This is a genomic window from Paenibacillus lautus NBRC 15380 (assembly GCF_004000945.1).
Lineage (GTDB): Bacteria > Bacillota > Bacilli > Paenibacillales > Paenibacillaceae > Paenibacillus_AQ > Paenibacillus_AQ lautus.
Genome location: NZ_BIMF01000013.1, coordinates 153676 through 167863 on the forward strand (window position 1 = coordinate 153676; position 14188 = coordinate 167863).

11 protein-coding genes and 1 riboswitch are annotated in these 14188 nt (G+C 51.2%); of the genes, 8 read left to right on the forward strand and 3 right to left on the reverse strand.

Going from position 1 to position 14188, the window contains the following annotated elements; translation table 11 throughout:
* The first annotated feature begins 158 nt into the window (after positions 1–158).
* Positions 159–2510, forward strand: a complete 2352-nt coding sequence (locus PLA01S_RS21320) for a YcdB/YcdC domain-containing protein (RefSeq protein WP_127593935.1) — start codon at positions 159–161, stop codon at positions 2508–2510.
* A gap of 98 nt (positions 2511–2608) precedes the next feature.
* Entirely contained in the window at positions 2609–3751 is a 1143-nt protein-coding gene (locus PLA01S_RS21325) for a transglutaminase domain-containing protein (protein WP_127593936.1), read from the forward strand.
* Between the two features lie 76 nt (positions 3752–3827).
* Here PLA01S_RS21325 and PLA01S_RS21330 read toward each other — a convergent pair whose 3' ends face one another.
* Together PLA01S_RS21330 and PLA01S_RS21335 are read right to left on the reverse strand one after the other, a co-directional pair.
* Positions 3828–5219, reverse strand: coding sequence for an amino acid permease (locus tag PLA01S_RS21330; RefSeq protein WP_246059737.1), 1392 nt, complete (start codon positions 5217–5219; stop codon positions 3828–3830).
* A 169-nt stretch (positions 5220–5388) separates the two neighbouring features.
* A riboswitch (Lysine riboswitch) is annotated at positions 5389–5567 on the reverse strand.
* Positions 5568–5684: 117 nt separating this feature from the next.
* A complete protein-coding gene (locus PLA01S_RS21335; protein WP_100541479.1) occupies positions 5685–6815 on the reverse strand; it encodes a virulence factor in 1131 nt (376 codons plus the stop codon).
* Positions 6816–7174: 359 nt separating this feature from the next.
* Here PLA01S_RS21335 and PLA01S_RS21340 point away from each other — a divergent pair, with 359 nt between their 5' ends.
* The 5 genes from PLA01S_RS21340 (at position 7175) to PLA01S_RS21355 (ending at position 12761) form a co-directional block, all read left to right on the forward strand.
* On the forward strand, positions 7175–8527 hold the full coding sequence (locus PLA01S_RS21340) for a cytochrome ubiquinol oxidase subunit I (protein WP_127593938.1): 1353 nt from the start codon (positions 7175–7177) through the stop codon (positions 8525–8527).
* Positions 8524–9555 carry a cytochrome d ubiquinol oxidase subunit II gene (locus tag PLA01S_RS21345; RefSeq protein WP_100541481.1) on the forward strand — a complete coding sequence of 344 codons (1032 nt, stop codon included), beginning with the start codon at positions 8524–8526 and terminating at the stop codon, positions 9553–9555. The genes PLA01S_RS21340 and PLA01S_RS21345 overlap by 4 nt, the downstream gene beginning before the upstream one ends.
* A 5-nt stretch (positions 9556–9560) precedes the next feature.
* Positions 9561–9662 (forward strand): cytochrome bd oxidase small subunit CydS family protein, encoded by a 102-nt coding sequence (cydS, locus tag PLA01S_RS33195; RefSeq protein WP_015737491.1) that lies wholly within the window; start codon positions 9561–9563, stop codon positions 9660–9662.
* A gap of 126 nt (positions 9663–9788) precedes the next feature.
* On the forward strand, positions 9789–10820 hold the full coding sequence (locus PLA01S_RS21350) for an MBL fold metallo-hydrolase (protein WP_127593939.1): 1032 nt from the start codon (positions 9789–9791) through the stop codon (positions 10818–10820).
* A 315-nt stretch (positions 10821–11135) separates the two neighbouring features.
* A complete protein-coding gene (locus tag PLA01S_RS21355; RefSeq protein ID WP_127593940.1) occupies positions 11136–12761 on the forward strand; it encodes an ABC-F family ATP-binding cassette domain-containing protein in 1626 nt (541 codons plus the stop codon).
* 125 nt (positions 12762–12886) lie between these two features.
* Here the strand turns inward: PLA01S_RS21355 and PLA01S_RS21360 are convergent, their stop codons facing one another.
* Positions 12887–13078, reverse strand: coding sequence for a hypothetical protein (locus tag PLA01S_RS21360; RefSeq protein WP_076325415.1), 192 nt, complete (start codon positions 13076–13078; stop codon positions 12887–12889).
* A gap of 224 nt (positions 13079–13302) precedes the next feature.
* On the opposite strand from PLA01S_RS21360, the gene PLA01S_RS21365 reads away from it, so the two are divergent.
* On the forward strand, positions 13303–14175 hold the full coding sequence (locus PLA01S_RS21365; protein ID WP_127593941.1) for a cation diffusion facilitator family transporter: 873 nt from the start codon (positions 13303–13305) through the stop codon (positions 14173–14175).
* The last annotated feature ends 13 nt before the right edge of the window (positions 14176–14188 follow it).

Genomic DNA, 14188 nt, shown 5'->3' on the forward strand with positions numbered 1-14188 from the left:
TTTTGGAAGCTTACTACATAAGGAATATATAGACAAGTTATGGTATTATTTAGGTAGCTTGGTTATGTCATTGCTACCGTGTACAGGCACTTGTTAAGGATATCATCATGTGTAAGTAAGACATGGTTAGGTTCAAGTAATGGAAGGGAGCGAATCAAGTGAATCCATCGGGTAAGAAGAAGGTAAGGGTAAAAAAGACCGTGTGCGCGGTTACGGCTACAGCCATGCTGTGTTTGGCGCAGCCGGTATGGGGTGACAATTCGGTTCCGGGCGGCGGAGTCGCTGTATCCGAAACGGTAACTGCCGTGGACAGCAGCGGTCAAGCCGGTTCCGAAAGCGTTACGGATAACGAAATACCGAAGGGCGCAAAAATTTCATCCAAGCAGGCGGAAGATATCATTAAGAAGGCTTTCCCGGAGCTCAAGAACGTGAAGGTAACGAACGTGCAGTTCCTGGAGAATGATGGCATGAGATCGAGCGCGCTTGCTTGGGATCTGCAAATGGTACTGACCAAAGGGAACTCGAGCTCCGGCTTTAATGCCCAGGTCAATGCGGTTACAGGTGAACTTCTCAACATTTATATTCCTAATTCTTTGGTGAACCATGGTAGCGACAAACCGGTGTTAACCCGGGAAGCAGCCAAGGAGAAGGCGCTGAAATGGATCGGCAGCCATGTATCGGATGTGAAGGCCAGCGAGCTTAAGGAGAATGAGGCTTATCTCGGGATGCAGGCGGCATTGTTCAGTCCGCCGCGGTTCGAGTTTTATTTCCAGACCTCGGTGAACGGGATTGAATCGGATGTGAACAGCATCTCGATCACGCTTGACGGACAGGGTAATACCATTAATTATTCCCGCAATCAAATCAATGAGGAGTTTCCTTCATCCACACCGAAATTGAACGAGGCTTCCATCCGTAAATTGTTTGAGGATCAATTCCAAGTATCCTTGGCTTATGTACCGGATCATTTATATAACAATGCCAAAGGCAATTATTTCTTAGGTTACATACCTAATGATCAATCAGGCAATTCACTGGATGCCAATACAGGCAAGTTCATTAGTTTCTCAGGGGAAGAGAGCGGGCTTATCTCGGTTGAGAACGGCGCGATTCCGGCATCCAAAGAAACCTTTAAGCCAATCACGGCTCCATTCGCTGGCGGAGAGGCAGCGGCCCGATGGGTGGAATCGCTGATCAAGCTCCCGTCTGGTTTAAAGACAGAATCCAAGAGACTGGGTACACGATGGAACAACAGCGAGGTTAAGACGTGGAACATAAGTTGGGGCGAAAATAAGCTCTCTGCCATGGGCGGAGGAGAGATGGTATCCGCAGAGGTGGACGCCAAGACCGGACAGATCTACTCGTACAACCGATATCGTTTTGATCGGACCGGGGCTCCGGAAGTGAAGAACCCGATTTCGCAGCAGGCGGCGCAGGACCTGGCATTCGAGACGGTAAGCAAGCTGGTGCCGCATGCGGCCGAAGAATGGAAGCTGACATCGGTTGATAAACTGGGCAAGGACAATCAAACGCTCCATTATCAATTTTCATTCCAGCGTTATATCGGTGATATTCGCATCATGGGCGATTCCTTGAACCTCACCATGGAGGGCGACGGACAAATCCAGGGCTTTAGCGTGAATTCCGACGCTGTCCTGTCCAAGCTGCCAACGGATGTAAAACCGGCTATCAGTGCGGAGCAGGCAAGGGCTAAATATTTGGAAGAAATCGATCTAAAGCTGAAATACGGGTACTACGGAGGTTACGCAACGACCGGTAATGAGATTATGAAGCCTTTTATTAAGCTGATTTATTATCCGACACACAAAAAGGCGGGTTATGGCGGCATTGCGGTACCGCTTGATGCCAAGAGCGGGGAATGGCGCGATATTATGCCTGAAATGAGCCGCAAGGATATTCCTGCGGTTACCGATGCGGCGGGGCATTATGCGGAAGCGTCTCTGAAGGAGCTGGTGAAATATCGGGTGCTGGTTCCGGATAAAGACGGAAAGGTATACCCGGATCGCCAGATTACCCTTGGCGAATGGTATCAACTGGTGGCCGCTTCGGTGAGCCCGTCTTACGAGCAGGTGTATGGAAGATCTACCATGGATCCATACGCAGGCTTGCAGCCGGACCATCCGTATTACCAGGCCATTCAGGTGCTGATCGGGCAGAACTGGATTCCTTATGATCCGGACAGCCCGCTGCAGCTGGACCGCAAGCTGACAAGGGATGAATTGGCAAGCTCGCTGACCCGTATTCTGAATTACGAGAAGCTGTCCAAAGCCTTTATCCTTCCAACCGACGTTCAGGGGATATCGGATGCCGACGCCGTAACTAACAAAGGCGCAGCCCTGATCGCCCTCAAGCTGGGTCTTCTCCCGGCAGTCGATGGCAAGTTCCTGCCGGAACGTGAGGTGACGCGAGCGGAAGCTGCCGAGGTTCTGGTCCGCATGTCGAAGCTGGCGGGACGCAGCGATTCCTTCCTGTCCTCATTTTATTGGTAGGTATTTGATATTCGTGCCCGGTCGACAAAACTAGAACCCTTAAGCCCTGATGTTATGTGTTACAATACGGATGAGGAAGATGAAGGGCGGGTGTACCGATGAAACGAAGCCGAGGAACGATCGTTAAATTACTGTTCATAGGGTCTTTGGCGGTAACCGTTGCAGCAGTACCTGAACCAGCTAATCTCAGTGATGTCTATGCCACCTCCAACAAAGCGGTCGTGAAGTCGGTCAATGGGATTCAGCAGAAACTGCTGACAGCGATGAGCGACAGGCAATCGACGGTGCGTTTTGTTTACCAGGGCGAGACCCAATCGCTGAAATCGCAGCTTAAAGATGCACTTGATCAGGCGATGGCCAGTGACCCCTATATTCACTACACCATCGCTAGTTATAGCTACGACTATCGTGGGACATCCAGTTCCGCCAATGTCACCGTTCGGTTGAGTTACCGCGAGACTGCGGAGCAGACGAACTATGTGAACCAGAATGCCGACAGCATTTTGAAGCAGATCATCAAGCCGGGCATGAATGATCATGAGAAGGTGAAAGCCATCCACGATTGGGTTGTCCGGAACTTGAAATACGATACCACGCTTACGAAATATACGGCCTATGACGGGCTTTACACCGGAAGCACGGTATGCCAGGGCTATTCTCTGTTAACGCATAAACTGCTGAAGGAAGCCGGGATCCAGAACAAAATCGTGGAGGGTACGGCTTATGCCTCCGACAATCCGAAGGGCCAGCTCCATGCCTGGAATCTGGTCCTTCTGGACGGCAAATGGTATCATCTGGACACGACGTGGAACGATCCCGTGCCGGATCGCGACAACGAGGTATCCTATACGTACTACCTCCGGACGGATGAACAGATGGGCCGGGATCATAGCTGGGTGAAATCCTATCCGAAGGCGAGCACCCTTTACCGCAACACGCTGGCAGGGCTAGCCGTGAAGGATCGTTCGAGGGCCGGAGTATACGAACAATTGAAACGGGATCTGGAATATCAGCTCTATGATGCCCGTTCCATCGTCAGCTCCTACAAACAGCTCCAACCATTGGTGAAAGCTGCAAAGGCTGAAGGCAGCCAGAAGCTGGTGTTCCGGTTTGACGGCAGTGAGCGAGAGCTTGTAAATGTGCTCCAGCAATTGCAGATGAAGAGCAATCTCGGCTCCATCAAATACTATCACCATGCGTTTGAGAACACCGATGATCTCAGAGTGCAGATCATCTGGTAATATGTCCGAATCACAAAAAAGCAGCTTCCGTTCCCAAGTATGGGAGGGAAGCTGCTTTTGGTATGACTGGTTATTATTATTTGACGTTTGTGCTCAAATCGCATTCGTCCAATGGCACGATGCGGCTCTTCTTCATCAAGCGGTAGCCGAACCAGATGGAGAGGAACAAGGGAATGCTGACATACGTGGCAATGATCGTTAACCAATCGATCTCCCCGCTGAAATTGCCTTGACCGATAATAGCAACAAGACAGAGCAGGAAGGCGAAGATAGGACCGAAGGGGAACCAGCGTGCACGGAACGGAAGATCCTTCAGGTCCTTGCCTTGGGCAACGTAGGCTTTGCGGAAGCGGTAATGACTCACCGCAATCGCCAGCCAGTTAATGAATCCGCACATCCCGGAGGCGTTCAGGAGCCACACGTACACGACGCCATCGCCGAAGAAAGAGGCCAGGAAGGCCAGCATACCTACGGCGGAGGTTACGATCAGAGCCGCAACCGGTACGCCGCGGCTGTTCAGGCGGCTGAGCCATTTTGGAGCCATGCCCTGCTTCGCCATGGCATACAGGACACGGGTTGAGGCATACATCCCCGAGTTGCCTGCCGACAGCACGGAGCTTAGAATTACGGCATTCATGACGGAAGCGGCAAAGGCAAGCCCGGCCTTCTCAAACACCAGCGTGAAGGGGCTGACTCCGATATTATCGACCCCGGATTGAAGCAAGCTGGGGTGGGTGTAAGGGATCAGCATGCCGATGACAAAAATAGCAAAAATATAGAAGATCAGAATGCGCCAGAACACCTGACGGATGGCTTTAGGGACATGTTTTCTCGGATTTTCGCTCTCGCCGGCCGCGACCCCGATCAGCTCGGTTCCCTGGAAGGAGAAGCCTGCAGCCATAAACACGCCGACCAGTGCGAAGAATCCGCCGTGTACCGGCCCGTCGCCTAGGTTAAAGTTGCTGAATCCAACGGCTTCACCGCCAAGAATACCGAATATCATCATGACACCGATGATAAGGAAGATAATGACGGTTGCCACCTTAATGATAGCAAACCAATATTCCGATTCGCCGTATCCTTTGGCGGAGAGAACGTTTAAGCCGAACATAATCGCCAGGAACAGAAGACTCCACAGGAATGACGGGCTGTCCGGGAACCAGAATTTAATAATAACCGTCGCTGCCGCGAGCTCGGCGGCGATGGTAACGGCCCAGTTGTACCAGAAGTTCCAGCCGACGGCAAATCCGAAGGCAGGGCTAACAAACCGGGAAGCGTAGGTGCTGAATGAGCCGGAGTCCGGAAGATACGTAGCGAGCTCGCCCAGGCTGGTCATCAGAAAGTAAACCATGAGGCCAACCGCGGCATAGGCGATAAGCGCTCCGCCTGGGCCGGCGGAGGCGATGGCCGTTCCGCTTGCCAGGAACAGGCCGGTACCGATCGATCCGCCAAGGGCGATCATGGTCATATGACGAGCTTTAAAGCTCTGCTTCAGCGAAGCAGCTGGTGCTTTTTTGCGATTCAAGATCGAACACTCCTTCTATGCATTAAGAAATGATATTTAAAATATACCCTGTTAGAACAAAAAGACCGCAGGTCTATACCTGCGGTCTTTATCGTATCCGCATCATACCCTCCATGAAGATAGCACAACACGGGGAATCCCCGTGACAGTTCCGTCTCTTTCGACAACGGCCCCAGCACAGGATACAAGAGTATACCCTGCACTTCGGCATTCATGCCTTTCACTGTGCTTCACCGGCTTCTCTTCGCCTCGGCACAACTACTAATCATGTCTGCAACCTCTACCTCATCTTGGAATGATGAGGCTATCTGTATATTCAATTCTAACAAGAGAGTCCTAGTATAAATCACATCCCATGTCAGAAGCAATGGTTAAATTTAACGGTTCTAAGTAGTCCCGCTGATGCGATTACGATTGATTCCGTTTGGCCATTTGCTGCCAGACGGTTCCGGCCGCTTCTTCGCCGGATTCGATGCGCTCCAGTGCCATTCGTGCCTGCAGACTAACCTCGAATTCCGGATCATTGGCAGCTTCCTCCAGGGCGGAGCGGGCTTCCTCGGTACCTACTTCATACAGGAAACGTGCTGCACGCCAGCGTACGATCTTGCTGCTGTCTTTGAGCGATTCGATCATGACCGGGGTAGCGGCAGCATCGCCGATATCGGACAGCGTATCGCCTGCGGTACGGCGAACGGCCGGTGTTTCGTCACGCATGGCCTCATATAGGAGCTCCATCGCTTCAGGGGTGCGAAGATCGCCCAAGTACACGACGACGAGCCGGCGGATCTGCATCTTCGGATCCCGAAGCGCTTTGCGGAGAAGCGGAATATGTTTCTCCGATGGCTCCAGTGCATCCAGCGCGGCATAACGGACGCGCCAGTCCTCATCCTGCAGCGCGGCTTCGGTTTCCTCGTCGGTCAGCTTCCGGCGCTGCTCAACGAAATCCTCGTCGCTGGCACCGTGGGCAATCGCCTGGGCAACAACCTTATCGAGGCGCTCCTGCGGGAAGGCAGCTTCAAGCTCCTGCTCTACGTCACGGGCGATGTCTTCCAGCTGGCCGTAGCGCACGCCGTACTCCTTGAGCTTGCGCTCCTTGATGAGCGTCGTGGTTCCCACCGCGGCTACCGCTTTGGCGAAGCGCTCCGACAGGCCGATGCGTTCTTCCTGATTCCCGCTTTTGACACGAATTTGCATCGGAATATTCCGGAAATATTGCACGAACACTTGAGCCTCTCCAAAAGCGATGTCATCCGCACCTTCTTGGAGCCCGGCGGCAAGCCCCTCCTGACCGAATATTTCCTGAACGGCACCTAGGATGGAAGGCCAATCGGCGTTACCTTTACGGTCGAGCGCGATGAAATCAAGGGTATGAAAGACGCTCTTTACGCCCGGGATATGGAGCAGCTGCCTGATCCAGGGGGGAGCCGACCGTTCGTTGTCTAGTGTATATGTTCTGCGAATCCCGGACTCCAGGGTTTCGTCAAGGTGAAGCATCATGGAGTTCGGGCTCGGGGTTGGTTCAATAAATGTAATTTTCATGGGTTTATCTCGCCTCCTTATCCTCTTATTGTACCTCTTTTCCATGCAGGAAAAAACATCATGGCAAGGATTCAAACAAAATGACCGGACTTTGGATAAAAAGAGGAAAGGTTTGTAAAACTGATAATGATTGGATATATGCCATTTATGTTCTTCAAAGAGTTATGTGTTGAAGGGCCGCTCCTCTGCAGAAGGGCTGAAATACATAAAGGAGGCTTGGCTAACGGATGCACAGGAAGCAGGAGCGAAAGCTTGCGATTCTATGCTTTGTTGTTGCGGCCATTATGCTATACGGCGCCGTGAAAGGGTATCTGCGCTATATGCAATATTTTGGATAAAGAAACCGAGGAGTGAATCTGATGTCTTCATTGGACCCCGTACTGATGAGCCGGATACTGACCGGTTTGACCCTGTTTGTACATATTGTTCTGGCAACCATCGGTGTTGGGATTCCGATTATGCTGGCTCTGGCGGAATGGAGGGGGATTCGGACAGGAGATAACCATTATACCTTGCTCGCCCGGCGCTGGGCGCGGGGATACGTGATTACGGTGGCCGTCGGCGTCGTGACAGGTACCGCCATCGGCCTGCAGCTCAGCTTGTTATGGCCCACCTTTATGCGCGTAGCCGGTAAAGCCATTGCGCTGCCGCTGTTCATGGAAACCTTTGCTTTTTTTGTGGAGGCGATCTTTCTTGGCATTTATCTCTATACATGGGATCGATTCAAAAATAAATGGACCCATTTACTGCTGCTGATCCCCGTAGCGATCGGCTCCTCCGCGTCAGCGTTCTTTATCACGAGCATGAATGCTTTTATGAATCAGCCCCAGGGCTTCGAGCTGGTGGATGGGGTATTTACGAATGTAAATCCGTTCGTGGCCATGTTCAATCCGGCGACGCCGACCAAGGTAAGCCATGTGCTGGCGTCTGCGTTTACGACCAGTGCCGCTGCGCTGGCCAGCATAGCCGCTTTCAGTATATTGCGGGGAAGCAGGCACATCTACTTTAAAAAAGCGCTGAAGCTCACTGTCGTGTCCACCTTTGTTTTTGCTGTGGCCACCGTGATGATCGGGGATTTCTCCGGCAAGTTTCTGGCCAAATACCAGCCCGAGAAGCTGGCGGCGGCCGAGTGGCATTTTGAGACGATGACACAAGCCCCGCTCATTTACGGCGGCTTCCTGGATGAGAACAACGAGATTAAGTATGCATTGAAGATTCCCTATGCGCTTAGCATATTGGCGGGGAACAGCCCCAGCACGGAGGTCGTTGGCCTGAATGAATTTCCGGAGAATGAGAGGCCGCCGATGTCGGTGCATTATTTTTTCGATTTGAAGGTGACCAGCGGCGCCGTGATCGTTCTGATTCCGCTTTTATATATGTTTCGCAAGAAACTTCCTGGCAAAAGGCCTTATCCAAAATGGCTGCTGCTCAGTATATTGGCTTTAGGGCCTCTATCGATGTCAGCCATATGGCTGGGCTGGTTCCTTGCCGAGATCGGAAGGCAGCCGTGGATCGTGCGGGGATACATGAAGGTATCGGATGCGGCAACCACTTCATCAAGCGTCGGCTGGATGCTGGTGTTGTTTATTATCCTGTATCTGGTGCTATCCGTATCCGCGATCCGCGTGCTGAGCCAATTGTTCCGGAATAAAAGCGCCGAAGAGGAAATCCGGCTGCTGGGACTCGAAATCGAAGGGGGAGACCGCAAATGAGCTATGCAATGGTGGCAATAACCGTGCTGTGGACATTTCTGTTTGGCTATTTGCTGGTGGCCTCGATTGATTTTGGTGCCGGATTTTTCAGCTATTACAGCGTGCTCACCGGACACGAGAACAAGATTCATAACATCATCCAGCGATATTTATCTCCCGTCTGGGAAGTGACCAACGTATTCCTGATCTTTTTTGTGGTCGGACTTGTCGGATTCTTTCCGGATGCTGCGTATTATTATGGTACCGCACTGCTTGTGCCGGGGAGCTTGGCCCTTGTGCTGCTGGCGATCCGCGGCGCTTACTACGCCTATCACACGTATGGCAGCCAGACCGGGAACAATATTGTGTATATGGGGCTCTACGGGGCAACGGGGCTGCTCATCCCTGCCGCGTTGTCGACGATATTGGCCATCTCGGAAGGCGGCATTATCTATATGGACAACGGCAAGGTGGAGCTTCATTGGTATACATTCTTCACGAACCCGTACACGTGGTCGGTCATCCTGCTTGCGCTTGTGAGCGTTCTGTACATCTCGGCGATGTTCCTGTCCTATTACGCGCAGCGTGCCGGGGATGAGGTAGCGTTCGGCGTGGTCCGGGGTTATGCGCTGGGGTGGAGCGGACCGACGATCCTGGCTTCGGTTTTTGCGTTTTTCCAGATCAACCATCAGAATCCGGTGCATTTTCAGCAGATGCTGGATATCGCATGGATGTTTATCGCGTCGTTCATCTGCTTTGTCATTGCGGTGTACCTCGTATGGAAACGAATCCGGCTCGGCATCGCTTTTATCATGGTCATGCTCCAATTTGCCTTTGCCTGGTATGGGTATGGACGCTCGCATCTGCCGTATATTCTCTATGATTACATCCACATTCACGAGAGTATTACCAACGATACGATGGCGATCGCTTTGATTACCGCATTTATCCTGGGATTCTGCGTATTGGTTCCTTCCCTGATCCTGCTGATGCGATTGTTTCTGTTCGATGCGAACTATATTCGCGGTAAATCCGCGAAGAAGGGGTGAGGCAAGTGGAGGACTTCGGTATTTTCATAGCACCGCTGCTCACCGTACTGGCTGCCGTAGCCTTTATGGCGATCTACGTCGTCAAGTATAAAGATCCATCGGATTGAGTCTGGACAAAGGCAATACGGGTTGTTTCGCCAATAATCATTCGGTGTAAAAAGAACAACAAACGCAAAGTTGAGCGGAGAGGTCAATACGGGGTAAAATACAGGGTAATGGAAGGAGGAGGCTGCATGCCAAAAATTCGCTATAACAATATCGATAACGTCAGCACGGATAAAACACTTAAACAATTCAAGCAGTGGCGCGACGAACGTCGTCAGAAGAAGAAGGATTATTCCTACTGCATTCCGAACCTGACGCCGGATCTTCAGTATTTGCATAGCAACCGGCACGAAACCTCCGTTACCTGGATCGGGCACGCTACGTTCTTCATCCAATATGAAGGCTTGAACATCGTGACTGATCCCGTATGGGCGCGGAGAATGGGGTTTAATAAGCGCCTTGGAGAGCCTGGACTTCCCATTCATGAGATCCCCCCGATCGATGTCATTTTGATTTCGCATTCCCACTATGACCATATGCATGTTGCCTCGATCCGTAGGCTGTACCGTGCGGACACCACGATCCTCGTACCGGTTGGTCTGCGTCGCAAAATGATCAACAAAGGCTTTCGCCGCGTGATCGAACTGCAGTGGTGGGAATCCGCAACCATCAAGGGCGTGAAATTCTCCTTCGTGCCGACACAGCATTGGACTCGGCGTACGCCGTTTGACACGAATACATCCCATTGGGGAGGATTCGTAATGGAGCCCGTGCTGCAGGATGCGAAGACGGATTCGGATTCTTCCGATGAATCGCCATGCATTAACGAACCTGTCGCGGAGGATGGGACCCGCCTGCTTCCGCCGAATTTGTATTTTGCCGGAGACAGCGGATATTTCGAGGGCTTTAAGCTGATCGGAGAACGCTTCAATATTCACCTTGCACTGATGCCCATCGGTGCATATGAACCGGAATGGTTCATGACATCGCAGCACGTCAATCCGGAAGAGGCGCTGCAGGCATTCCAGGATGTGAAGGCCGAGACGATGATTCCGATGCATTACGGCACCTTCAAGCTGGCAGACGATACGGCCAGAGAAGCGCTGGACCGGATGGAAGCGGAACGCCAGCGGCTGGGGATCGCCAAGGAGCGGATTCGCGTATTAAAATACGGAGAGACCTTCAAGGTTCAGCCTGAGCGGAGAAGCGTGACATCGTAACCGAAACGTACAAACGATTCCAAACACCATACACCATAGACTGCCAAAAGAGGCCCGAAAGGTCATATAACCTTTCGGGCCCTTTTCCTGTTGCTCCCGACTGGTTTCTTTCATTAATAGAAAAGCTTCTTTTTCTATTAAATCTGAAAAAGTAGTTTTGATCGTCGGCCTCCTGCGCAATTGCCTTGAGAATTGGGGGCACGAAGGAGGTTATATTTGTTTAAAACCGTTTTATATCGTCCGGATGCTTCGATAACCGTCGTACTTATGCTATAATGTGCTGAAACCAATAGTGATAAAGGATGGTAATGCTTAATGATCAGTACAAGCGGCGTAACGCTCCGCTATGGCAAACGAGCACTATTTGAAGATGTCAATATAAAATTCACCCCGGGCAACTGCTACGGCCTCATCGGCGCCAACGGGGCGGGTAAGTCTACATTTCTAAAAATCCTCTCCGGTGAGATTGAACCGAACCAAGGCGAGGTCCATATGACACCGAATGAAAGGATGGCGGTTCTGAAGCAGAACCACTATGAATACGACCAGTATCCAGTCCTGGAGACGGTAATTATGGGTCATTCCCGACTGTATACCATTATGAAAGAGAAGGATGCGCTGTATGCGAAATCCGATTTCTCCGAAGAAGACGGCATGCGTGCGGGTGAGCTGGAAGGCGAATTCGCAGAGCTGAACGGATGGGATGCAGAACCGGATGCGGCAGCGCTCCTGATCGGTCTCGGCATTCCACGCGAGCTGCACGATAAGAAAATGTCGGAGCTGAGCGGCAACGAGAAGGTACGCGTTCTCTTGGCGCAAGCATTGTTCGGCCGGCCGCATAACCTGCTGCTCGATGAGCCTACCAACCACTTGGACCTGGAATCGATTCAGTGGCTCGAGAACTTCCTCATGGATTATGAAGGCACCGTTATCGTGGTATCCCATGACCGTCACTTCCTGAACAAGGTGTGTACGCATATTGCGGATATCGACTTCGGTAAAATCCAGCTGTATGTCGGCAACTACGACTTCTGGTATGAATCCAGTAAGCTGGCGCTTGAACTTCAACGGGATGCCAACAAGAAAAAGGAAGAGAAGATCAAGGAATTGCAGGCATTTATTCAACGCTTCTCGGCGAATGCTTCCAAATCGAAGCAGGCGACTTCCCGTAAGAAACAGCTCGATAAAATTACGTTGGAGGATCTTCGTCCTTCGAACCGTAAATATCCGTTTCTCCACTTTAAGCCTGAACGCGAAGCGGGCAAGCAGCTGCTTACGGTTGATGGCATCACCAAATCGATGGATGGAGAAAAGGTTCTGGATCATATCAGCTTTGTTGTAAACAAAGGCGACAAAATCGCGTTTGTTGGACCGAACGGTATGCCGAAAACGACGCTGTTCCAGATTATAACCGGTGAAACCGAAGCGGATGCCGGTGAATACAGCTGGGGGGTAACAACCACCCAGGCGTATTTCCCGAAAGACAACTCTGCTTATTTTGACGGTGTAGATATCAATCTTGTGGAATGGCTGCGTCAATATTCCAAGGATCAAGATGAGACATTCTTGCGCGGATTCCTTGGCCGGATGCTGTTCTCGGGTGAGGAAGCGCTGAAGAAAGCAAGCGTATTGTCCGGGGGCGAGAAGGTTCGCTGCATGCTGGCCAAAATGATGCTGAACGGCGCGAACGTGCTGATCTTCGATGAGCCGACGAACCACTTGGATCTCGAATCCATTACGGCACTCAACAATGGTCTGATCGATTTCGACGGAACGATTCTGTTCACCTCGCATGACCATCAGTTCATTCAGACGATTGCCAACCGTATTATCGAGATTACGCCAAATGGCATCATCGACCGCAGCATGAGTTATGACGAGTATCTTGAGAGTGAAGAGATCAAGGGACTCCGCGAAAGCATGTACCCGGTTGAAGCTTAAGAAATTAGGATGCGGCGAAGATGATGGCGTGAGCTGTCATCTTCGCCCGATCCATTTAAAAAATGCTGCACCTTCCAAGTATAGAAGGTGCAGCATTTTTTGCGTTATGCACGAAACTGGCTCTTCTACGAACCGCCTGTACGACGACGCTGGTTGTTTGGTTTTTTATTGTTTTGGCTTTTCATTTTTTGCGCTGAACCGGCCTGGAATTGTCCGGGCTTGTTCGCGGATGAATTTTGCTGTTTCTTTTGTTCCAGCTTTTGCCGGATCGCATCGGCCAAATTCACTTTACGTGATTCATTATTATTCTCGGGCATAGTATCACCCTCCTCTTTGTGTTCGCTTGTCCTCATTTTATTCGTTTTTAAATCGTCCGGCAAGGGTAACAATGATTAATACCATTTTCTACGTCCATGGTTCTTTGACCGAAGCAATTATGTTTCTCTGGACCCACACGAATGACCTTTGCTAGGATTAAATATGGATAATGATGGATATCGCTTGACGGCTGTGAAAGACAAGCAAAGGAGAGACGTGTAAAGTGAATGCCTATGATAACATCAAACAAGGGGAACGCGGGGCTTGGATCAGCATTGCCGCCTACCTCGTGTTGTCATCTTTTAAAATATTCTGCGGTTACTTATTCGCATCCAGTGCTTTGCTTGCCGACGGTTTTAACAACCTGACGGATATCGTGGCATCGCTCGCCGTATTGATCGGACTGCGAATTTCCCAGAAACCGCCGGATTCCGACCATGCGTACGGGCATTTAAGAGCGGAGACGATTGCGGCTTTGGTTGCTTCATTTATCATGGCGGTCGTTGGTATCCAAGTGCTGGTTGAAGCCGTTCGTTCATTTTTTGAAGGTTCCAAGGAAATACCGAATTTATGGTCTGCCGGCGTAGCCGGTGTCTGTGCCGTTGCGATGCTTGGCGTGTACAGGTACAATCGGAACCTCGCGCAGCGAATCGATAACCAGGCACTCATGGCCGCAGCCAAGGATAACTTATCGGACGCACTCGTTAGTGTGGGGGCAGCTGTTGGTATTATTGGCGCACAGTTCGGCCTGCCCTGGCTGGATACCGTAGCAGCGGTAGCGGTTGGTGTCATTATTTGCAAAACGGCTTGGGAAATATTCAGGGATTGCACCTATAGTTTAACGGACGGTTTTGATGAAAATCGTTTGTCGGACTTGCGTAGTACGATTGCCCGTACGCCCGGTGTCGAGGGGATTAAGGACATGAAGGCCCGAATTCACGGCAATCATGTACTGGTGGACGTTGTCATCGAGGTAGACCCGGATATCAGTGTTCTGGAGGGGCATCAGATCAGTGACCGTATCGAAGAACAGATGGAGAAGATTCACAATATTATGAGCGTCCACATTCACGTGGAGCCTAAGGAATCGTCCTAGGGAAACCGATGGG